The organism is Roseateles amylovorans (assembly GCF_025398155.2).
GTDB classification, from domain to species: Bacteria; Pseudomonadota; Gammaproteobacteria; order Burkholderiales; family Burkholderiaceae_C; genus Roseateles; species Roseateles amylovorans.
In genome coordinates, this window is sequence record NZ_CP104562.2 from 26,784 (window position 1) to 49,267 (window position 22,484).

Genomic DNA, 22,484 nt, shown 5'->3' on the forward strand with positions numbered 1-22,484 from the left:
TTCATCGGCGCGCTCGCTTCGGCCGCTCGCACCGATGGCATCACCCTCCGCCGAGCCCAGTTGGCCGGCAGGCGGCGAGCCGTTGTCGCCCCGCCGCCGCTGACCCGGAAAGGATTCGGTAATTCAGCCGACGGGAGACTGCACCGTCGCGCAGCGCCGTTCCTGGGTGTTGTTTGCCGTTGCTGGCGGGCGCACGACGGCGACGCTGCCATGTCCCCGCACCGGATTCAAGCCTGCGGGTCCGCCTCCATGCGCCGCGAACCCGACCGCGTCGCCCCCTTTTCCGCGCCGCGTGCGGGTCCCCCGGTGCCTCTCGCGGCGCCCGCCGATGCCACTGATGTCTCCGCTCTCTCGCTTCTAAGATGACACCATGAACCGGATCGCGATCGTCGAGGATCTTGAACGGATGGCCGAGCTGGTCCGGGAGGCGCTGCTGGCGTCCCACATCGCGGTCGACACCTTTGCCACCCTGGCCCAGGCCTGCGAGGCGGCGCAGCAGATGGATTTCGCCGTCTGGATCATCGACCGGGGACTGCCCGACGGCGACGGACTTGAGCTCGTGCGCCGGCTGCGCGCCGACGGCAAGACCACGCCCTGCCTGATGCTGACCGCCCGCGACGCGCTGCACGACCGTGTCGCCGGACTGGACTCGGGCGCTGACGACTACCTCACCAAACCCTTCTCGATGGAAGAACTGGTCGCTCGGGTGCGGGCCCTCATGCGCCGCCCGGCCACGCTGCTCGAGCGCACGGCCCGGCATGCCGACCTGCGGCTGGAGCTGGATTCGGGGAGGCTGCACTGCGCCACGGAATCGGTGTCCCTGGCGCCGACCGAACTGCAGATCGTGATCTCCCTGCTCCGCGCAGCGGGCCAGCCGGTGCGCCGCGCGACGTTGGAGCTGGCGGCCTGGGGGCTGGGCGAGGCCGTCACGCCCAATGCCCTGGATGTGGCGCTGCACCGCATCCGTCGCAAGCTGCTGGCCATCGGCTCCAGGCAGTCGATCGAGAACATCCGCAACTATGGCTTTGCCCTCCGTGAACATCCATCGTCTTAGCCTGCAAGGCCGGCTGCGTCTCTTCTTCCTGCTGGGCATGGGCGCGAGTGCGCTGATCGTGGTGCTGGTGGTCGCGGTGGTCGGCGACCTCTACCGGCGAGACCTGCTGGCCAAGAAGACCGATGAGCTTGCCGATGCCTTGTCGTCTCACATGCTCGTCGATGCGCAGGGCAGGCTGACGGGCTTCGATCCCCAGGTCATCAAGCCCTGGATCCTGTCGAGCCTGGCCGCCGAGATCCCGGTACGGGTGGCCGACGACCAGGGCCGTATCCACTACACCAACGGCGAGCCGCACCTGCTGGTGAAAGGCCCGCCCGGCCGTGCTGCGCCCGCCGCCTCGGGCGATTTCCTTCACAACGGCGCGGCCATGTACCTCACCACCCGCGTCACCGAGCAGGGTGGGCGACGGTGGACGGTGCAGGTCGCCGCCAGCGACCGCCTTGTCGGCCTGATGCGCGACGCCTTCGGCGCGCCGGGCATGCGACGCGGGGTGCTGGCGATGTCGGCGGTCTTCCTCGCCGTGTTTCTCCTGTCCTTTCAGTGGCTGTTGCGACGCAGCCTGGCGCCCCTGCATGCGGCCTCGCAGGCGGCGCAGCGCATCTCACCCAGCGCCTTGGGCGAGCGTCTGGATGCGACGGCGCAACCGGCTGAAATCCAACCGTTGGTGGAGGCCTTCAACCAGGCCCTTGATCGTCTGCAGCACGGCTTTGAAGCACAGCAGCAGTTCCTGGCCAATGCCGCCCATGAGCTCAAGACGCCGTTGGCACTGGTGCGGGCCCAGGTTGAGCTGGGCCACCGTCCCGAGGGCCGTGCTCGGGTGCTGGCCGACATCGACCGCATGGCGCGGCAGGTACAGCAACTGCTGCTGCTGGCGGAAACCAGCGAGCCGCTGAACTACCAGCGCGACCGGATCGATCCCCATCCGATCCTCGAGGAGGTCTGCGATGTGATGGCCCGCGTGGCGGACCGGCGTTCGGTCATCCTGCAGCTGCAGGTGGACCCGGCGCTGCAGACCTGGAACGCCGATCGCGGTGCGCTGTTCACGCTGCTCAAGAACCTTCTGGAGAACGCGATTCAGCACAGCTCGCCTGGCGATGTGGTGACCCTGCGGGCAGCGGTCGACGGATTCGGCGTCCAAGACCAGGGACCCGGCGTGGCGCCGCAGCACCTGTCGCGCATCTTCGAGCGCTTCTGGCGCGGCCCGGGGCGCCGCGACGAGGGTGCCGGGCTGGGCCTTTCGATCTGCGGCGCCATCGCGAGTGCGCATGGTTGGCGGATCAACGCCCGCGCGCTGCCCCGGGGCTTGTGGGTCGGCGTCGAAATGGGCGAGGCGCTGACGTCAAAATCGGAGGCGGCCGCCTCACAACGGCCCCCTGCCGCCCACGCCCAAAGGTTCGCATGAAGTCCCTCCTCCTTATTGCCTGTCTGCTGGTGATGGGTCTCCTCGCAAGCGGCTGTTCTTCGCCCGGCAAGGTGCCCCCACCGGCCAACTATCAGCGCTTCGAGGACTACCAGCAGCAGACCCTGGCCTGGCTGACCCGCCGCCGTGCCGAGGTGGGCCGGGCGGACCCGGCCGAAGCGGCCCTCAACGCGCCGCAGGAGTGGCGGCCGGCCGGTGCGATCCGTGGTGGCGTGCTGCTGGTGCATGGGCTGGGCGATTCGCCGTGGTCGTTCCACGACCTCGGGCCCGCGCTGGCACGACAGGGCTTTGTCGCCCGGACGGTGCTATTGCCAGGGCATGGCACCCAAGCCGGCGACATGCTGGACGTGACGCTCGAACAATGGCGCGACGTAGTGGACGAGCAGGCGGACCTGCTGCGCCGGGATGCAGGCACGCTCTATCTCGGTGGTTTCTCCACCGGCGCCAACCTGGTGCTGGATCACGCCTATCGTCGCCAGGATGTGGCGGGGCTGCTGCTGTTCTCGCCGGCGTTCCGGTCGTCCGTTCCGCTGGGCTGGCTGGCGCCGGTGCTGCGGCACGTCAGGCCCTGGCTGATCGATCCCGAGCCCGCTGCGCAGGCCTTGCCGGTTCGCTATGGCATGGTGCCCACCAACGGCTTTGCCCAGTTCCATCGCAGCAGCCTCCTGGCACAGGCGCATCTGGCATCGGGCGCCTTTCACCAGCCGGTGCTGATGGTGCTGGCCGAAGGGGACTCGGTGGTGGACGTGGCTCATGCCGCCGACGCGTTTCACCGTCAGTTCACTCATCCGGCCAGCCGCCTCGTGTGGTACGGGAGCCATCCGCCGCAGGGAGGGCCAGCCTCGCGCCTCACCGCTTTGCCGGATGCCTTGCCCGCCTGGCGCATCAGCCAGTTCTCCCACATGGGCATCCTCTTCTCGCCGGACAACCCGCTCTACGGTCAGCACGGCGCCCTCAAGCTGTGCCGCAACAGTCGGGATGAGCAGGCCATCGCGGCCTGCCTGGAAGGCGCCGAGGTCTGGTATTCGGATTGGGGCTATGCCGAACCAGGCAAGGTCCACGCCAGGCTGACCTTCAACCCCTACTTCGAGCAGTTGACCCGCACCATGGCCGACGTGCTCGCCGTCGGCGGCGGAAGCTGACGCCCCAGCCACACCCTGACTCGGTCCGGTTGCCCCCGGTGGATCTCCGTCCGAGGTACTGCGGCGCGGACGGGTGAGGGCGTGTCACGCGCGGTTGCACAACGAACTGTTGCAGGAGTCGGGCTCACCCGGGTGATCGGTGAGAACGCTTGCAAGCCGTTGCAATCCAAAACCCCCAAATGCTGAAAGCGCTTTCAGAATCCGGCTTTCTTGCCTAGGATGGTGGTCGCAGGAGACAAGTCACGGACCCGGACGAGCGCCACCAGAGCGCTGGCCGGCCCGCGCCCATCGGTGCCCTGCAGCACACCATCGAAACCTCTTGGAGACTTGAATGGGATTGCAGAACCGCTTCGATGCGCAGGGCCTCCTGCGCGCTACCGCGCTGGGCTTGTTGGTCACTGCCGCCGCGCAGTCCAACGCCAGCGTCACCAATCCGACGATCGGCCGCCTGCTGTGGTCGGAAGAGTTCAACGGCGCCTCGTTGAACACCTCGCTCTGGAACACCTTCGACGGCAACGGCTGCCAGATCAACCTCTGCGGCTACGGCAATGCCGAGCTCCAGTACTACAGCCCGAACAATCTCTCCATCGCCGATGTGCCCTTTGAAGGGGGCACCCGGGCGCTGGCGATCCGCGCGGCGCGGCAGACCATCGGCAGCAACCAGTTCACCTCCGGCAAGATCGACACCCTCAACAAGGTGCAGGTGAAGTACGGAATGATTGAAATCCGTATGGCGACGCCGCATCTGCAGACCGGTCTGTGGCCGGCCGCCTGGATGCTGGGCACCAGCCCGCAGGTCTGGCCGCGCAAGGGCGAGATCGACATCGCCGAGTTGGGCCACAAGTCGGCGGCCTGGTCCGCTGCGGGCGCACCGGGGCCGGATTACTACGTCGGCGCCAACGTGATCACCTGGGCCCAGGCCGCCTGCGTGCCGGGCAATGAATCGTGCGCCGCCTCCACGGCGTGGCAGACCAAGAACTGGTACCGCCCGGCCAACTCGCTGGCCAACCGCTTCGTGAAGTACCGCTTCTATTGGACGGAAAGCCAGATGCGGTTCACCGTCGTCGACACCGACGGCGAGCACGACATGTACAACCAGCCGCTGCCGGTGAACACGGACGCCCTGCGGGCGCCGTTCTACTTCCTGCTGAACCTGGCGGTCGGCGGCAACTTCACCGACGCCGCGAATCCCTCCCAGGTCACCGCACCGCTGCCGAGCACGATGTACGTGGACTACGTCCGCGTGTATGAACTCGACGGCAAGGGCGAAGTGAAGCTGGGCAACCAGACCCTGCCGGAAGCCGGTGGCAAGTTCGGCGTGTTCACCGACAACACCTCGATCAGCAACAAGCTGGTGGCGGGCAGCACGTCCGACATCTTCCTGTGGAACGGCGCATCGACCGGTGCGGGCAACACCGCGCCGGCCGAGGGCAGCAACGTCATCGCGTGGAGCTACAACACGCCGGGACAGTGGTTCGGCGGCGGCATCCAGTCGCGTCAGCTGCGTGACCTGACCAACTACCGCAATGGTAATCTGAAGTTCAAGATCAAGATCCCGGCGAACGTGTCGTTCAACATCGGCATCGGCGACAGCTACACCAACCAGAACTGGGTGAACTTCCCGGCGAACACGACGGCCTTCGGCCTGGTCCGCAATGGCGACTGGGCCACGGCCACGGTGCCGGTGTCGACGCTGATCGGACCGAAGGTGGCGCTGCAGTCGATCGCGGACATCTTCATGTTCTCGGGCGACAACAACCAGCTGCCGACGCAGACCTTCCAGTTCGCGATCGATGATGTGGTGTGGGAATCCGGCACGACGACGCCGCAGGACCCGCCCCCGGCCACCACGCCGGACGGCATCACCCAACCGACGGCCACGACGGTGAAGTTCACGCAAGCCACCGGCAGCTGGGCCGATGTGCATTACACGGTCAACGGCGGTGGCCAGTTGAACGTGCGCATGCTCAAGGAAGGCAGCGGCAACGCCTACACGGTGTCCGGCCTGAAGAAGGGCGACGTCGTGCGCTACAACTTCACCTACTGGGATCCGGCGCGCAACGGGGCGTATGACACCGCGCAGCAGAGCTACACGCTGAAGTGACCCTCAGGTCGCTGCAGTCACTGCGGTGTGACTGAGCCAAGGGCCTCGCGACATGCGAGGCCCTTTTTCATTGGATCGCCGGATCGCCGGATCGGTGAACGATGCCTCGCGCTCGGCGCTGCGGGCGCAGCAAGGATCAACGGGCGGGTGGCGGACGGATGGCGACCGGACGTCAGGAAGATGGCGAGCCGCCGCCGGACGTCGCGTTCAATCCACCGCCGCAGGCCTCACACCCAGCCGCTTGGCCAACCGCAGCAGATTGCTGCGGTCCATGCCCGCGTCGCGCGCCGCGGCGGCCAGACTGCCGCCATGGCGGCTCATCGCCGCCTCGATCCATTGCCGCTGAAAGGCCTCGGTGGCCTCGCGCAGCCCCTGGCCTGGCGTCAGAGCCGGCAGCGCAGCGCTGCTCACAGGCGCAGCGAGCGCCCCGACCCCAGTCGCTTCCCGAGCCTCCAGCCCGAGATGCCTCAGTTCGATCGCCGTCCAGCGCCCGCCGCGAGAAGGCTCTGACCAGGCGCGCAACGCCGCGCGGCTGATGAGGTGCTCCAGTTCACGGACATTGCCCGGCCATCGCTGAGTCAGCAGCGCCGCCGATGCGGCCGGTTCCAGTCGAAGATTGCGCGCGCCCAGCCGGTGTTGGTTCTCCTCCAGAAAGCCACCGGCCAGCGTCAAGACATCGCGACCGCGCTCCCGCAACGCCGGCACCTGCAGCGGAAAGACCGACAGCCGGTGATAGAGGTCGGCGCGGAAACGCCCGCGCGCGACTTCCTGGCCCAGGTCGCGGTTGGTCGCGGCCAGCACGCGCACATCCACCCGCTGCAACCGATCACTGCCGGGGCGCTGCAGTTCGCCGCTCTGCAGCACCCGCAGCAACTTGGCCTGCACCGACAGCGGCAGCTCACCGACCTCATCCAGGAACAGGGTGCCGCCGTCGGCCAGTTCGAACTTGCCGACGCGATCGGCCACCGCGCCGGTGAAGGCGCCGCGCTTGTGGCCGAACAGCTCGCTGTCGGCCAGCGTTTCCGGCAGCGCCGCGCAGTTGATTTGCACCAAGGGCCGCGCCTGGCGCGCTGAGCGGGCATGAAGACGTTGTGCGACCAGCTCCTTGCCCACGCCGGTCTCGCCGAGGATGAGCACCGTCAGGTCCGAGCCCGCCACCGTGTCGATCTCGCGCTTGAGCTGCATCATCGCCGCGCTTTTGCCCAGCAGCTCCCGTGGCCGCCCCGACTGCCATTGCGCCTGCGCGACGGCTTGCGCCTGCGCCGCATGATCAGCCAAGGCCTGGATGGTGTGCTGGGCAGCAATGCCCGCTTCCAGCAGGCGGGCGATGGCCTGCCGGCGCGCCGGCTCGATGGCGTCGAACGCATGCGGATCCAACGCGTCCAGGGTCACCAATCCCCACAGCTGTCCCTCGCATCTCAGCGGCACGCCCATGCAATCGTGCACCGCCTTCAGTTCCTGCTGACCATCAAGCAGGCCGTCGTAAGGATCGGGCAGCCCGGCATCTGCGGAGAATCTCAGGCCACACGGACCACTGGCCAACAGGCGCGCCAGACGCGGGTGCGCGGCGGCGGAAAACCGCCGTCCCAGCGCCTCCTCGGCCAGCCCGTCGACGGCCACCGGCTGCAGCACCGCTTCGCCGGCAGGTTCGGGCAGCAGGCGCAACAGGGCCACCGCGTCGCAGGCCACCAGGCTGCGCACCGCCGAGAGCCACTCGCCGTAGGGCGCTTCCGTTGTCAAAGTGACCATGTGTTGTCTTTACGACCTGGGTTTCGCACAGGTCGATTTGACCTTCTCTCTAAAAACTTGTTGTACAGCAAGGGCTTAGGGCCAGAAGGTATTTGGCACGGTTCTTGGCTATGCAAGGGGTGTCAATCACCCAGGAGCGCTTGCATGTTCTCGCCCGAAACCATCTCCCTGATCCAGGCCACCGTTCCGCTGCTGAAGGCACGCGGCGAGGAGATCACCCAACACTTCTACCGGACGATGCTGGACGAGCACCCCGAGCTGAAGGCTTTCTTCAATGAGGCGCATCAGGTCCACGGTACGCAGGCTCGGGCGCTGGCCGGAGCGGTGCTGGCCTACGCCAGCCACATCGACCGGCTGGAGGCACTGGCCCCGGCATTGCCACGCATCGTGCAAAAGCATGTGTCCCTGGGGGTGCAGCCCGATCACTACCCCATCGTCGGAGACTGCCTGCTGCGCGCGATTCGCCACGTGCTGGGTGAGGTCGCCACCGACGCCATCATTGCCGCATGGGCCGAGGCCTACGGGAGTCTGGCGCAGTTGCTCATCGACGCCGAAGAAGCGGTCTATGTCCAGACGGCTGCGCAAGCCGGCGGCTGGCGCGGCGAGCGCCGCTTGCGTGTGGCCCGCAAGGTGCCCGAAAGCGACATCATCACGTCCTTCTACCTGGTGGCTGACGACGGCGAGCCGTTGGCGCCGTTCCTGGCCGGGCAGTACCTGACCCTCGTCCTGAACATCGCCGGGCAGCCCCTGCGTCGTCAGTATTCGCTGTCCGATGCGCCGGATCAGCCCTGGTACCGCATCAGCGTCAAGCGGGAGCCCGGCGGCACGGCGTCCAACTGGCTGCATGATCAGGTGGAGGTCGGCGCGTTCCTGCAGGTCCAGCCGCCTGCGGGCGAGTTCACGCTGGACGATCAGGCCCGGCGGCCCCTGCTGCTGGTGACCGGCGGCGTCGGCATCACGCCCGCGATGGCCATGCTGGAGAAGACGGCGGCCAGCGGCCGGCCCATTCGCTTCATCCACGCGGCTCGACATGGCGGCGTCCACGCCTTCCGCGAGCGGGTGGACCAACTGGCGCAGGCCCATCGCAATGTCGAGGCGGTGTACCTCTATGACTCGCCCCGCGTCGGTGATCGTCCCCACGCCGTGGGCCACATCGACCGCGACCTCCTGGCCCGCCACATGCCCGACGACCGCGATGTCGACCTCTATCTGCTGGGTCCCAAGCCATTCATGCAGGCCATCTATGCCCACGGGTTGGCGCTCGGTGTGCCGGTGGCGCAACTGCGCTACGAGTTCTTCGGGCCCACCGAAGCGCTGCTGCCCGGCTGACGTGGGATGACGGCATCACCGTCCGTGCGTCGCGCACGCCTCGTGCCTCAGTGCGCTTGCCTTGCCGCTTCTGAATGGGACACGACGTCGCATCGGCACCCGACGCGAGGGCATGTTCATTGCCGCTGCAGCGCCATCGGCCCCAATCCGCATGCGGCGGGGTCCTGTTGCCCTCGGCGTTGTCACGCGGCTATCCTGGGGCGTACCGAAGACCGACCGGGAGAGCCACTTGATGTCACAGGTCTGGAGAGCCATCGGATTGGCCGCGCTGTGGCTGTCGGCGGCGATGCTTTCGTTGTCGATGGTGCATGTCCAGACGCAGACCACCCCCGTCTGGTTGAGCAGCGGCATCACCTTCGCTGCGCTGCTGGTCAGCGCTCGGTGGCAGTGGCCCGCCTGGCTGATCGGCGCCGTCCTGGCGGCATGGCTCTGGGGCCTGACCGCGCATGAGCTGCCGCTCGCGGGGGCTGCGGCACTGGCCGTGGCGGAGACCTTCAGCGTGGTGCTGGGGGTCTGGGTGGCGCGGCTGTCACGACCTGACCCTTTATCGCCTCACGGTGTCGCCCTGTTGCTGACCGGCGTGGGGGTGACCGCCGTCGTGGGCGCCAGCCTGGCCACCGGAATCTGGAGCTGGCAGCGGCCCGATGCGCAACTGAGTTGGGAATGGCGCACCTGGGCCTTGTCGACGGCGGTCGGGCTGCTGCTGGTCGTGCCGTTGGTCACCGCATTCCGGGGGTTTCGGGTGCGACGTTCCGGTGGACTGCGCATGCCGCCCTTTCTCGCCGGCGCGGCCACCTTCCTGATCTTCGGCAGCACGGTGCTGCTGGTGTTTGCCAACCAGCCGGCGCAACGCTGGGGGACCGCCGCGTCCACGCTGGCCTATGTGCCCATGCCTTTCCTGCTGCTCACGGCGTTGTTCTGGGGCCCGCGCGGCGGCGCGCTGGCTGCCCTGCTGGGCGCATTGCTGATCATCGAGCGAACCGCCCACGGTGGCGGCCCCTTTGCGCTGCATGAGAGCTTTCCCGGCGAAGCGGTGGTGGAGGTTCAGGGCTTTGTGCTGGCCTGGGCCATGGTGCTGCTGGTCAGCCACGCACTGGCCGAGGCGGGCCGGGTGGCCGCCCGACAGGCGCAGGAATGGCGGCTGAGGTATGAACGCACCCTGCAGGCCGTCGCGGTGGCCAGCGTGGAGTACGACGCACGCACCGGCCAGGCCACCTGGGGCGAAGCCGCCCGCGCCGTGCTGGGATCGGCCATTGATGGCGTGACCTCGGTGCAGGCCTGGCTGGACCTGATCGATCCCGCAGACCGCGCGCTGGTGCAGGCCACCTGGCAGGAGGTCAGCGAGGGACGCCGCGCGTCCAGCGAGCAGAGCTATCAGGTGAGGGGCCCCGCCGGCAGCACCTTGCGCGTGCGCGAGCGTCTGGCCAGCGTGCGCGGCGGGGACGGCGAGATCGAACAGGTGGTGGCCCTGCTGTCGCCCGTGCGCCAGGAGCCGATCCATGGCTGAGCCGGCCGTCTTCCTGATCCACGGCCTGGGAGGGACGCAATATGACCTCGGCTCGCTGCACAAGCGACTGAAGAACGCCGGCTTCGTCACCTACTCCATTACCTTGCCAGGCCATGGCGGCCAGCCGCAGGACCTGATCGGCGTACGCGCCGAGGACTGGCTCGATGCGGTCCGAGCCAAGTACCGGGAGATCATCGATCAGCATGAGGTGCTGCATGTGATGGGGATGTGCATGGGCTCCCTGCTGGCCATCGAAACCTGCAAGCGGGAGCAGCACCGCAAAGGACGGCTGGTCGCTCTGGCGCCGCCAGTGTTCATCGATGGCTGGTCCACGCCCTGGTACCGCGACCTGCGGCATCTGCTGTATTACCTGCCCGGTGTGGCCGAACGCATGCGCGTGGACGAAGAAGAGCCCTACGGCATCAAGAACGACCAGTTGAGAGCGATCGTGCGGGCCAAGTTCGAACGCGGCGATGCCTTCGCCTACAGCTGGGTGCCGCTGGCCTGCATCCGCGAGGTCGACCGCCTGCGTCACTGGGTCATGCAGGGACTCCCCCGCATCGCCTGTCCCACCCTGGTCATCCATGCCCGACACGATGAACTGACCAGCCTGCGCTCGGCGCACTACCTGATCGAACACATGGCCCGTGGCGAACGCGCCGGTCAGGCGCGCATGGTGATCCTGGAGAACAGCTACCACTTGATCTGCGTGGACAACGACAAAGAGCTGGTGGCGCAGCGGATCCTCGAGTTCTTCGGCAGCAGCGACCTGGGTCTGGGCGTCCGAAACGACGACCCCCGAATGACGCCGGAAGACATCCGGTCACTGGTCACCGCCGCCTGCGAGGACCTGATGCGCGGCGACTGGCCAGCCCTCTACGACCGCGGCGTGCCTGACTTTGCCTGGTACCAGCCGGGATGCAATCGGAGCACCGGCATCTACCGCGGACCGAAGGGCCTGGGCCGCTGGCAATCCAACGCAGGCCGGGGACTGCGGTTCACTGCCTTGGGAACGCCGGTGCACAACACCGGTGTGGTGGTGGTTCCCGCCGCGCTGGTGGACGACGCCTGGACCTCACGCGGCGTGATGTCGTTGAGCCTGTCCCGCGGCCGGCTGCTGGAAGCACGCTGGTTCCCCGACGAGCCCGCCGAAGAGGACCGGCACTTTGGCGGGGAACCCGTGCCCGACGGCCCGTCGCCGCTGGAACAGGCCTTCGAGGCCGCGGCCGCGCTGTCTCACACCCTGCACAAGACACCGGACGAGCGCACCCTGCTCGAGCTTTATGCGCTCTACAAGCAGGCCAGCCAGGGAGATGCCGGGAACGACCGTCCAGGCCCGCTGGACGTCGTGGGACGCGCCAAGTACGACGCCTGGCGAGCCCGGCAGGGTCAGACACGTGAGCAGGCGATGGCCGCCTACGCAGACCTCGTCCGCCAGCTGAAGGCCGACGAGGACGCCTCGGTGACCGCATGAGGTCGATCCTGTCGCCGATCCAACATGGCTGGGCCGTCTGTAAGGCCTTCATTCGCAGCGGCCGTCGGCGCATCCGCAGCCGATCGATGGTCCCCCCTGAGCGGTGCCCAGGCAGGACGCCGCCGCCGCCGAATCGGTGGACGCACCGGTTCCTGAGCCTGTGGTTGGGGGCGGCACTGGCCGGTGCGGCCCATGCCGACGATGAAGACATCGCCCCCATCGCCCAGCGGGCCGATGGCCAGCGGCCGCGTGTGGCGCTGGTGCTGTCCGGCGGCGGCGCCAAGGGCGGGGCGCATCTGGGCGTGCTCAAGACCCTGCAGCGACTTCGGGTGCCGGTGGACCTGGTGGTGGGCACCAGCGCCGGGTCAATTGCGGGCGCCGCCTATGCCAGTGGCATGCCGCTGGCGGACATCGAGGCGGAGCTTCGGCCCCTGAACACGGCGGTGCTGCTGCACGACGTGGACCGCCGCCATCTCCCCATGCGGCTCAAAGGCGATGAGGCCAGCAATTTCATCGGCCCCGAGCTGGGCATCAATCCTCGTCATCAACTGGCTCTGCCCAAGGGCGCGGTGGCTGGTGTGTCGCTGGAGGCGGTGCTGCGCCGCTTCACCTCGCGCCAGCGCGTCGACGCGTTTGATGACCTGCCGCTGCCGTTTCGCGCCATCGCCACCGACCTGAGCACCGCCGAGATGGTGGTGCTGGACCACGGCAGCTTGAGCCTGGCGGTGCGCGCCAGCATGGCGCTGCCCGCGCTGGTGAATCCGGTGGATCTGGACGGTCGGCTGCTGGTGGACGGCGGGGTGAGCCGCAACCTGCCGGTCGACGTGGCGCGCGCCATGGGCGCGGATGTGGTGATCGCGGTGAACATCGGCGCCCCGCTCCATACCCGCGAGGCGCTCACCTCCTTGCTGTCGGTCTCGGATCAGATGGTGCGGATCCTGACGGCCCGCAATGTGGCGCAATCGCTCAGCGAGCTTCGCGAGACCGATGTGCTGATCTCGCCCGACGTCGGCGACATCAGCGTGACCGATTTCGATCGGCTGATGGAGGCCGAAGCCGCCGGCGAGATCGCAACCCTGGCACAAGCGCGCCGGCTGGCGGCGCTGGCGGTGGACGCGCCGCGCTACGCTGCCTACGAACAGCGCCGCGTGCAGGGCACCGCGCTGGCGGGTCGGATCGATGCCATCGAGATCGACGGCCTGAGTCGCGTCAGTGAACGCAGCGTGCGTGACAGCCTGGGCCTTCGCGATGGCGATGTCTTCGATGCGGCCACGGCCGACGACAGCATCAAGCGGCTGTATGCCCGCGGCGATTTCGAACGCGTGGGCTATGCCTTCGCAGAGGTGCCGGACGGCCGTCGGGTGCTCACCGTCATCATGAACGAGAAGAGCTGGGGGCCGCAGTACCTGCGCTTTGGCCTGGGCCTCTCGTCGGACTTCCAGGGCAGCGCCAACTTTGATCTGCGGCTGGACCACCGGGCGACCTGGCTGAATGCCTGGGGAGCGGAATGGCGCAACGACCTGCAGGTCGGCCACTCCGACCGGGTGCGAACCGAGTGGTACCAGCCCCTCCTGACCAGCCAACGGCTGTTCGTGTCCGCCAGTGCCCAGGCGTCGGCAGAGCCGTTCGACCTCTACAACGACCGGGAACGGGTGGCGCGGTTTCGCAAGGAGTCCGGCGATCTGCGGCTGGAGCTGGGCGGGGTGGTTTCGGATGCAGGCGAGCTGCGTGTGGGGCTGCGACGCGGCAAGACCCGGCTGGGCAACGACACCGGCCCCGTGGCCGGCCGGGACTTGATTCCCACCACGAACACCGGCGGTGTCGAAGCCCGAGTGCAGGCGGACACCCTGGACAGCCTGAAGTTCCCGCGGCAGGGCTATGCGGCCGATTTCCGGCTGTACCGAAGCCTGCCGTCCCTGGGCGCGCAGGACGCCTACAGCAAGCTCGACGTCTCGCTGAGAGCCGCACGGTCCTGGCAGGCGCACTCGCTGCGCGCGGCCTATTTCGCCAGCCACGGCATCGGCGGCACGGAGGTGCCGGGCTACGAACTGGCGCAGTTGGGGGGATTCCTGCGGCTGTCGGGCTACCGCACCGGACAGTTTCTCGGCACGGAAATGCGCATGGCACGGCTGGTGTACAGCTACCGGATCGCCTCGCCGGGATTGCTGGACGGCATCCACCTGGGCGGCTCGATCGAAGTCGGTCGGGTGAGCGACTCACGTGGACTGCTGTCCGACGGACGGACCCTGCGCAGCAATGCCGCCTTCCTGGCGGTGGACACGCCCATCGGACCGCTTTATCTCGCCTATGGCCGGGCCAGCGCCAAGGACAGCACCGTCTACCTGTTCCTGGGCGTGCCTTGAGCCGCTGGGCGCCTCATCCGGGACCTGCCCCCTGGGACGGGGCCAAGCACGGCCACTCATCCACAGAAGACCCCGGGTCATCCACCGTCGATCCACTGGCCATCCACTGGTCATCCACCGGCAAACCACGAGATACACACAACTCGCCCACAGCTTTTTCACAAGCCATCCACCCAATCACCCACAGAAATGGGCGACCCATCCACCGCCAAATCACTGGCTGTACACAGGCTTATCCACAGGCCGAACCAAGAAGCCGTGTGGCTCAAGCGGGCATTGAGCCAGCGTTCGATCTGGTTCGATCTCGTTCGGTCGCGCTGTCGTTCGGTCTCACCCGTCAGGCCGCCGTCACGCCCGTTGGAGGACGCGACCATGCACGGCGGGGCCGCGCGGCTCAGCGCAGCGCGGCGGCGGGCCACGGCCCTTCAGGCGAGTCGACGGAACCTCAGGTCGCAGATCAACGGATCCTCGCCCACGCGATCCAGCCGCTGCTGAACCACCACGGCCCGGCCTTCTGCGGCCAGGCGGTGGATCTCCTGGGCCGCGCTGTTGAACACCAACGGATGTTCCAGGCCGGAGCCGGCATGCGGCAGGTCGACCAACTCGCCAGGCGAGGAGTCGAGGAAGACATTCATCGCAATCGACGTCATACGGACCTCACGCATAGGTTGACGTGAGCGCACTCTATGCTGCGTTGCAGCATCGACAGGTGGATTTAAATCAAAGACCCCGTGCCTCTGTTGGCGATCGTTCGCAGCGCGGCCATTGCCCCAAGACGGGGCGGCGCGAAGGGCGAGGCCGGCACCACGGACCGCCTCGGATTACTGCACGGCGCTGACCGGACGGGGCGGCTTCTGGGGGTTGAGCGGGTTTTGCGGGTTTTGCGGGTTCTGCGGGTTCTGCGGGGGCTGCGGGGGCTGCTGGTTTTGCAGACGCTGTTCCAGCCGGCGTTGTGCTTCTCGCTGGGCCTGTTCCTGCTCCCGCTGGCGGGCAATGCGGTCGCCTTCGCTCGCATCCGCGGCGCTGTGCATCGATTCGGCACGTCGACGGGCATCTGCACCGCCGCTGAGGCTGCTTTGCGCGTCCTGTGCCTGACGGCTGATCTCCCAATCCGCCGCGCTGTAGTTGCCCTGACCCTTTCGGCATTGCCGGGCACGACGGATTTCGTCCTGCATGAAGGTCTTGGCCTCCGGGCTGAGGCTGTTGGAATTGGCCCGGGTCTCCATCGACGTGAGGTCGCGGTCGGACGGGCACACGTTGGCGGGCGGTCGGGGCGGCTCCGAACTGCCGATCGGCGCCGGCTCGCTCGGTCCCGGGCGCCGGGCGTTGTCGCCCGAGGTGTCCACCACATTGCCCTGCAGCGCCCGCGCCGTCAGCGGTTCACCTTGGGTGGCGCACGGCTGGTCCGAATAGCGGATCTTGTCGCCGATCCGGCATTTCCAGACCTCGCCGGCCCACGCCGGACTGGCCGCCAACGCGACCCACAGCAGCACGACGGCCTTGGACATCCTGGTCTCCCCTTCTGCAAGCACCTTGGGCGACGTCGTTCCACGTCGCCACCTCCGTCTCAACGGGCCAGCTGGAAATGAAGTTGACACATCAGCAACGCCCGGACGTTTCCGGCGGTAACGATCGCACCGGCGACGGATCAGCCCGCCACCAGTCCGGCCTCCACGAGGAACTTGGACGGCCGCGCCGGGTCGAAGCCCAAGGTCAGCCGATGCCGTGCGCGGGTCATCGCGACATACAGCAGGTTGCGGTTCTCGGTGGCGCCCACCTCACCGGCGAACTCGCCACGCGACAAATACGGAATCACGACGTGGTCGAACTCCAGTCCCTTGGACGCCTCGATGCTGGACAAGCTCACGCGCCGATTGGCCCGCATCCGCGATCGGCGTCCGTCCAGCTCATGCAGCAGTCGGAACACATCGGGCAGGTCGCGGTCCGCTTCCAGCAGGGCCATCTGCACCAGGGCCTCCAGGTTATCGCGGACCTCGGCGATGTCATCTTGACGCACCAGCACCAGACCGGCCAGCCGACGCGGCTGCAACGCCCGCAGGAACGCATCGCCAAAGGTCTGCAGGTCGCCGTGGGCCAGCACCGCCATAGCAGCGCCGAGCAGTTCCAAGGCGGTGGGATCGCCGTTGCGCAGGATCTGGCCGTCGATGAAGATGCGCATGCCATCAGGATGCGCCACCGCCTCCTGGATGGCCTGGCGCTGCGCCGTCACGGCATCGACCTGGCGGAGTTCATCGCTCTCGATCCAGGCCCCGGCAAACAGCAGCATGGCCGCCAAGGTGTCGGCGCGCAGTGCGGGATCCTCGAATCCCGAATAGTCGCCGCTGCAATAGGCCTGCATGCCGCGCACCAGCAGGATCTCCCGCCGGCGCAGGAAGGACTGGAAGCCGTCGCTGACGTAGTCCACGCCCAAGGCCAGCAGCGATCGCTCCAGCAGGACCGACTGCGCCGGCCGGCGCAGCAGGATGCGCAGCGAATGCAGCTCGTGCTGCGCCATGTGCGATTGCGCCAGACGCGCCACCAGGGTCGCCATCACCGCCGGCGATTCGGCATGCAGCGCCTGGATCTCGGTGTCCTGATGGCCGAAGGCGGCATAGGGCTTGCGCGCGAGCCCACCCGCAGCACGCGCCAGCGACGGGCCGAACCGGTGGCTGGCGGTCAGCGGCAGTCGCTCCGGCTGGCCGATCTCGCGCACGAAATGCTCCCGCATGAAGCCGGCCTCGGCACCGGCCTGCGAATGGATCACCTGGTCCCGATCACCCACGCCGACAAAGGCCGCGCGTCGGTTGTGCGTGAGCAGCGCCTGAAGCAGCGTGAACATCACCCGGTTGGTGTCGTGCATCTCGTCCACCACGATCAAGGCCAAGCCGAGCTGCAGCGGCGAATCCTCATAGGACAGCAAACCGCCCAGCACCGCGCAGGCCAGGTCGTAGCTCGCATCGCCCGCATGGCGGAAGGCGGGATGGTCGGCTTGCGGACTGCGGCGGATCGACTCGAAGGCATTGCGCACCCGCAGCGTCAGGTAGTCCACGCCCAACTCGTCCGCCACGTCCGGACTCATCGGCTGGTCCTCGGGCAGTTGCTCGATCAGCATGCGGCCCTTGAGCACCGCGAAGGATTTCAGCAGGCCTTCCACCAGCGCGGCCGGCGAAGCCCCGGTGGCCAGCAGCTCGGGATGCCGCTCCAGCGGTTGGGTCAGTGCATGGTCGATCGCCCTGAGCACGTAAGGCCGCACCTGTTCCTGCGTGCGCAGCGTCAGCACCGGCGTGCCTTCCATCTGCTGCAGGATCCAGGCGCTGAAAGATTCGAAGGTGTGCAGGCGCAGCGCGGCGATGTGGTCCGGCGAGACACCGATGTGCCGCAGTTGGTCGATCAGCGCCTGCACCGCCGGTTCGGTGTAGGTGAGCGCCAGGATCATGTCCGGGCGCGCGCCGCGCACCAGCGCCTGGCCGATGCGCAGCGCCAGCGTGGTCGTCTTGGCTGCGCCGGCATTGGCTTCCACCAGGAGGTGGCGCACCCGCGCGGTCTGGATGGCGAGCTGCTCCGGCGTCGGATGAAGGGAGGCGGGGACAAAGATCGGATCGGACATCGCGGCAGGCTCAGGAGAACGCCCCCCGAGCGGGTGGCGGTGGCCGCCATCGAGGGGTGATGCGCTGCATTGTCCGCGCATCCCGGGCAGGCATGAGGCAGGCACCAGGTGCGCGTCCGATCCGAGACCCGCCACGCCGCTGGCCGGCTGCCGTCAAGGCGACGGTGGCGCCTCGGTCATCAGTCTCAACAGGTGTTCCCGCACGACCTGCACATGCTCTTGCATTGCCGCCGCGGCGTGGGCCGGATGGCGCGCGATCAAGGCCCGGACCAGCCGACGGGCGCGGCGTCCCCACCGATCCGGATCCCGTGGCGAATGCTCGCCGAACGAGCGACGGAAGGCTTCCACCAGGCAGTTGCGTGGATGCATGAGTTCAATCGCATGCGGGTTGTCGCCCAGGGTGTCGATGAACTCGTACAGCCCGCGCTCGGCGTCGAAGAAGTCGGTGCTCCCGCTGCGTCGGCAGGCCGCCTCGAACACGACGAGAAGCGCCTCGGCCTGCACCAGTTGCTCGTCGGTGCGCAGCGCGCAGGCCTTGCGCACCAACATGGTCTGCAGCGCCTGGCGAATGTCGAAAAATCGATTCAACGTCGCTTCATCGATGTCGCGGACGACCGCCCCGCGATTCATCTTCATCTCGACCATGCCGTCGCCTTGCAACTGCAACAGCGCCTCACGCACCGGCACATTGCTCACTTCGTAATGAAGGCCGAGTTCGCGCAGTGTCAGATGCCGGCCCAATGCCCATTGGCCGGCCACGATGTCCTCCCTGATCTGTTGCCGAAGACGCAAATAGGTGGGGGTGTTGATCGGCGTTTTCTTGGCGGCCATGAAGATTCGGCATTGAGCGATCGGCTGGCCACTTTAGCCACCGAAGTGCAGCCCATGTCCTCGCGCGCCAGACCCGCGACTCGGTCCTTGCCGTTCATCAAGCATTGAATCAACGACAAAGCCCACTTCCGCTATTGCCCACCTGTCATGGCTAGAAAATCCCGGCGGTCCATCTCAATGTGAGCCATGGCCGCCTGGACCGCTGTTTCCGAATCGCCACACTCCAGCGCCGCCATCAGGCGCTCGATGTCGAGGCCGCGGCGTGCCGCATCCCGAATCAGCGGCGAGCCGCCGCAGATTCGCGCCAGGCATTCCTGCCCGATGCGCAGCAGGTCCAACGCCAGATCGTTGTGCCCCATTTGCAGGACACGCCACCGAAACGCTGACTCCGCCGAAGTGATGGCGCCCAGGTCGCCCTGTCGCACGGCCGCCTGAAACGCCGCAGCCAACGCCTTCGCATCGGCCCAGACCTCAGGCGCCGCGGCCGGCGAGGCGGTGCGAATCAGGAGCTCGGTCAGCGCCGCGCGCGTTTGCAGAATGTCCTCTGCCAGCTTGTGTTGCGGCGACATCGCGGCAGTCAACAACCGGGTGGGCAATGGCGGTGGGGCGCGCGTCATGCAGACTCCTGAATGGATCGCCATTCTGAATTTGATAATCTGCGCGCCGAGGCATTTCGAAGCGTTTCGAGTCGTTTGGCGGCCTCGCTGTCAAACAATCGGCCGTTGCTTGATCTTGCACAAGCGGGGTGCACATTCCACTTGCATTCAAGGACGAGCTACATTCTCGGCTGGGAGACATCGCGACACAGAGGCAAACGCCCGTCGCTCATTCCGGAGTTGGCCGAATGCCAAAGTCTCTGAAACAAGTCCTCAACCAGATCGAAAAACTTCAAAAAGAAGCGGACGCCATGCGGGCCCGCGAAGTGTCGGGCGTGGTCGCGCGAATCCGCGAGGCCATTGAACACTATGGACTGACGCCGGAAGAGCTGTTCGGATCCACTGGCCGTGCGCCGGTGCGGGGCCGTGTCGGCGCCAAGGCCGCTGCGTCGAAACCGGGTCGCCGTGGTGGTGCCGCCAAACGCGGCCCGGCGGTGCGCAAGTCTGCCGGCTCGCCGAAATATCAGGACGGCGCCGGCCGCACCTGGACCGGTGTGGGCAAGCGTCCCAACTGGTTCAAGGAAGCCATCGCTTCCGGCAAGACGGCGGAAGATCTGCTCATCCAGGGCTGAAGCCGACGAAGAAACGCCCGGGTGGATCGGGCCCGATCCCCGGGCGTGTCGGCGTGTGAAGCCTGGCAGAGCCCGGCGCCTTTGGCAGACCCGGGCCAGGCTCGAATCGCCGGTTCTGCCGCCCGTGCTCTGGGCATGGACGCGCCGGGGCACGTCCATCCGTCGAAAGCCTTCAGGCTTTTGATGGGCGGTGAATCTCCGCCACTTCCTTCATCGCGACCAGTGTCGTCATCGCCAACCAGGCGGAATGCATCTTGGCTGCCATCTCGTCATAAGACTCGGAATGGCTTTGTGCCCCCTGGAGTGCATCGGCCATCTTGGCCTGCAGCTTCACGATCGAACGGGACACCTCCCCTCGCGATTCGGAACGCTTGAGCCACTTCTGCTGCTGCGCCTCGCCCAGGTGGGAGAAGTGGTCCTCGAGGATCGACTTCAGCAGCTGAGTGGCCAGTTGGTCGTTGCCAGTGACCTCGGGATCCAAATCCCCGCCGGCGCCGAGCAGCTGTTGGCCGAGCGCCGAGGCCTTGTCAGCCGCCTCGTTCACCCGCTTGGCACCGGCGCCCGCGCCATAGGAGTCCTTCGACTTCCACAACTTCATGGGGCCCGCGTTCGCCTCCGCCACGAAGCCGCGGGCTGCGTTCACCACGAATTCGGACATCTGTTGGCCCTGCTCGGTGTTGCGGTCGGTCCATTTGGACCTGAGATCCTGCAGCCGGGCGGATTGGGGGCTGGGCGAAGTGGAACGCTCGGGCAACCCAGGCGCCGCCTCCAGCGCCCGTGCGGCCCACCTCGTCGAGACCCGCACACTGGCACGATGCATCTGCTGGAGTCGCGGCGGCAATGCCGGGGCCGCATCTGCCGCTTCGCTCGCGCTCAGGGGGGACGACCGTCCGCTGGAGAAGGTGGAATCAGAGAGCGATGAAACGCCCGGACTCATCGGTGTGGAGGGCGACACCGGCGAGCGTCTCGGCAATGGCGGCGTTTCAACGCCCACGCGCTCGCGCACCGGCGGCGAGCGCGTGGGCAGCGGCGGCCGCGAGCCGCTGATGGTGGCGTATTCCACGGTGGACTCGTCCACTTGCGCGGCGCCCTTGGCGCGCGACGCCACCGCGCCCCGGGAAGCCTCGCCCGAGTTTCCCCAGTCGACGGTGGTGTAGTTGAGATCGCCGCCGACTTTGCGAACGGTGGTGTAGACGACGCCCGAATCGGCCGAATCCGCCGAATCTGCCGAGTCTGCCAATCGGACAGGCCGGCGCGTCGCGAGTTTTGACGCTTCGGCGTGATGTTGCAGATCGAGATCGGCGTAGACCAGCTCCTTGCTGCCCGGCTCCCCCACCGGTGAACCGGGACGCGAGCCCGGCGGCGCGCCGGCTGCCGGGAGCGCAGCGGTGGCGATCGGCTGCAGCTTGGGTTTTGCGGCCAGCATGGGGCGTGGACCCGATGGCCTGGTGCCGGGCGTCCCACCGCCCACCGGTTTCGTGCCGCCCAACTCAAGTTGTGAGGGACGCAAGCCGACACCGCCGAACTTCTGGGCCAGAGCGCGCACAGGCAGGGCCGCCGCGGACGTTTCCGAGGCACGGGCGCCCGCGAATTCCTCGGCGACGGCCTGCGCATGCGCCATCAGCACGGCTTCGCGACTGCCGCCGGGCTTGAGCGCTCGCGCAAACGCGGAGCCCCGCAGGGCCTGCCCGTTCTTCAACATCTCCAGACCCGCGCGTTCCAACGCCTGGGCTGTGACCGGTCTGCCCTGTGCCTGCAGCGCCGCGGCCGTCTCGCGTTGATGCAGCAGCACCGCCACCTCGCCGGACTCGTCCTGACCGCTGTTGCAGCCGATGGCGATGGTCCCGTCGGGGCTGGCCTCGTGAATGGTCTTGATCTGCTGCGTCAGCGTCGGGACATCGCTGCCCAGTGCGACGCGATGCAGCCGCATCTCGGCGACCTGAGGTCCATCCACGATCCGGTCCACCGACACCTGAACCAGGTCAGGCAACCCGCCGTCCGTCATCATGGGTTGCCACGACGCCTTCGCATTGGGATCGAATTTGCGGAGGTCAAAGGCCCGGTCCAGCATCTGCTGCGGACGGCCCTTCTTGGCGGTGTTCTCCACCATCACGACATCGCCGACCTTCTGTTCCAGAAATCCCGCCAGCAGGGTCGCCATCCCGCGAGGCGTCCCGTTCGACATGTTCGAGTAACTGGGCACCAAGGGCTGGAACACCAAGGCCTCGCGCGCGCCGTCGGTGCCCAGTGGAATCCGTGTGGCATTCGCTCGGGCGTTCGGGCTGTCGACCAACGACGCCAGCTCCGGGCTCAGGGTCTGGCCATACTGCTCGTGCACCTGCAGCAAGTGCTCGGCACGGACCGGCGAACAGCCGCTGTAAGGCACCAGGCTCCGATCCGTGAAGCTGACCTCCGCGGCCAAGGACGGACCCGGAGCGGGACGACTCGTTTTGTGGACAGTCGCGTAGTCGACCGAATCACCGGCGTCGACATGGGCTGGCGCGCCGCCGCCCAACGTGGGGCGAAAGGCGAGGCTTGAGTGGGGCATGGGCAGAGACTCCTGAACTGCGATTGAACGGCCCGTGCGATGCAGGGATCGACCAGGCGTGAGCCCTTGTAGTCGCCGCTCCCCGCCCACCGTTCAGCAGCAGCTGTCACCCGATTACCACCCAAATC

16 protein-coding genes are annotated in these 22,484 nt (G+C 67.5%); 9 read left to right on the forward strand and 7 right to left on the reverse strand.

What is annotated here, in order from left to right; all coding sequences use genetic code 11:
* Positions 1–370: 370 nt before the first annotated feature.
* The 4 genes from N4261_RS00105 to N4261_RS00120 all read left to right on the forward strand — a co-directional run bounded on the left by N4261_RS00105 (position 371) and on the right by N4261_RS00120 (position 5,720).
* Positions 371–1,054, forward strand: a complete 684-nt coding sequence (locus N4261_RS00105) for a response regulator transcription factor (protein ID WP_261758172.1) — start codon at positions 371–373, stop codon at positions 1,052–1,054.
* The gene (locus tag N4261_RS00110; protein ID WP_261758173.1) at positions 1,020–2,456 is read left to right on the forward strand and encodes a sensor histidine kinase; all 1,437 of its coding nucleotides are present in this window, start codon (positions 1,020–1,022) and stop codon (positions 2,454–2,456) included. Before N4261_RS00105 ends, N4261_RS00110 begins: the two co-directional genes overlap by 35 nt.
* Positions 2,453–3,616 (forward strand): alpha/beta hydrolase, encoded by a 1,164-nt coding sequence (locus N4261_RS00115; protein ID WP_261758174.1) that lies wholly within the window; start codon positions 2,453–2,455, stop codon positions 3,614–3,616. Before N4261_RS00110 ends, N4261_RS00115 begins: the two co-directional genes overlap by 4 nt.
* Positions 3,617–3,947: 331 nt before the next feature.
* Positions 3,948–5,720, forward strand: coding sequence for a glycoside hydrolase family 16 protein (locus N4261_RS00120; RefSeq protein WP_261758175.1), 1,773 nt, complete (start codon positions 3,948–3,950; stop codon positions 5,718–5,720).
* A gap of 207 nt (positions 5,721–5,927) precedes the next feature.
* Here N4261_RS00120 and norR read toward each other — a convergent pair whose 3' ends face one another.
* Positions 5,928–7,469 (reverse strand): nitric oxide reductase transcriptional regulator NorR, encoded by a 1,542-nt coding sequence (norR, locus tag N4261_RS00125; RefSeq protein WP_261758176.1) that lies wholly within the window; start codon positions 7,467–7,469, stop codon positions 5,928–5,930.
* 144 nt (positions 7,470–7,613) lie between these two features.
* On the opposite strand from norR, the gene hmpA reads away from it, so the two are divergent.
* The 4 genes from hmpA (at position 7,614) to N4261_RS00145 (ending at position 14,142) form a co-directional block, all read left to right on the forward strand.
* Positions 7,614–8,798, forward strand: coding sequence for an NO-inducible flavohemoprotein (gene hmpA / locus N4261_RS00130; protein ID WP_261758178.1), 1,185 nt, complete (start codon positions 7,614–7,616; stop codon positions 8,796–8,798).
* Between the two features lie 232 nt (positions 8,799–9,030).
* A complete protein-coding gene (locus N4261_RS00135) occupies positions 9,031–10,305 on the forward strand; it encodes an MASE1 domain-containing protein (protein WP_261758180.1) in 1,275 nt (424 codons plus the stop codon).
* Positions 10,298–11,779 carry an acyl-CoA-binding protein gene (locus N4261_RS00140; RefSeq protein ID WP_261758181.1) on the forward strand — a complete coding sequence of 494 codons (1,482 nt, stop codon included), beginning with the start codon at positions 10,298–10,300 and terminating at the stop codon, positions 11,777–11,779. The genes N4261_RS00135 and N4261_RS00140 overlap by 8 nt, the downstream gene beginning before the upstream one ends.
* A gap of 164 nt (positions 11,780–11,943) precedes the next feature.
* Positions 11,944–14,142 carry a patatin-like phospholipase family protein gene (locus N4261_RS00145; protein ID WP_261758182.1) on the forward strand — a complete coding sequence of 733 codons (2,199 nt, stop codon included), beginning with the start codon at positions 11,944–11,946 and terminating at the stop codon, positions 14,140–14,142.
* A 425-nt stretch (positions 14,143–14,567) separates the two neighbouring features.
* Here N4261_RS00145 and N4261_RS00150 read toward each other — a convergent pair whose 3' ends face one another.
* The 5 genes from N4261_RS00150 to N4261_RS00170 form a co-directional block, all read right to left on the reverse strand.
* Positions 14,568–14,792, reverse strand: coding sequence for a hypothetical protein (locus N4261_RS00150; RefSeq protein WP_261758183.1), 225 nt, complete (start codon positions 14,790–14,792; stop codon positions 14,568–14,570).
* A gap of 171 nt (positions 14,793–14,963) precedes the next feature.
* Positions 14,964–15,650, reverse strand: coding sequence for a hypothetical protein (locus N4261_RS00155; RefSeq protein WP_261758184.1), 687 nt, complete (start codon positions 15,648–15,650; stop codon positions 14,964–14,966).
* A gap of 140 nt (positions 15,651–15,790) precedes the next feature.
* Positions 15,791–17,749, reverse strand: a complete 1,959-nt coding sequence (locus N4261_RS00160) for a UvrD-helicase domain-containing protein (protein ID WP_261758185.1) — start codon at positions 17,747–17,749, stop codon at positions 15,791–15,793.
* A gap of 153 nt (positions 17,750–17,902) precedes the next feature.
* Complete coding sequence (locus N4261_RS00165; protein WP_261758186.1) at positions 17,903–18,580, reverse strand: GntR family transcriptional regulator; 678 nt, start codon at positions 18,578–18,580, stop codon at positions 17,903–17,905.
* Between the two features lie 131 nt (positions 18,581–18,711).
* Positions 18,712–19,197: an FCD domain-containing protein gene (locus N4261_RS00170; RefSeq protein WP_261758187.1), complete on the reverse strand. Its 486-nt coding sequence runs from the start codon at positions 19,195–19,197 to the stop codon at positions 18,712–18,714.
* A 227-nt stretch (positions 19,198–19,424) separates the two neighbouring features.
* Here N4261_RS00170 and N4261_RS00175 point away from each other — a divergent pair, with 227 nt between their 5' ends.
* Positions 19,425–19,808: an H-NS histone family protein gene (locus N4261_RS00175; RefSeq protein ID WP_261758188.1), complete on the forward strand. Its 384-nt coding sequence runs from the start codon at positions 19,425–19,427 to the stop codon at positions 19,806–19,808.
* Positions 19,809–19,980: 172 nt separating this feature from the next.
* On the opposite strand, the gene N4261_RS00180 is transcribed toward N4261_RS00175, so the two are convergent.
* Positions 19,981–22,356 carry a hypothetical protein gene (locus N4261_RS00180; RefSeq protein WP_261758189.1) on the reverse strand — a complete coding sequence of 792 codons (2,376 nt, stop codon included), beginning with the start codon at positions 22,354–22,356 and terminating at the stop codon, positions 19,981–19,983.
* Between the last annotated feature and the right edge of the window lie 128 nt (positions 22,357–22,484).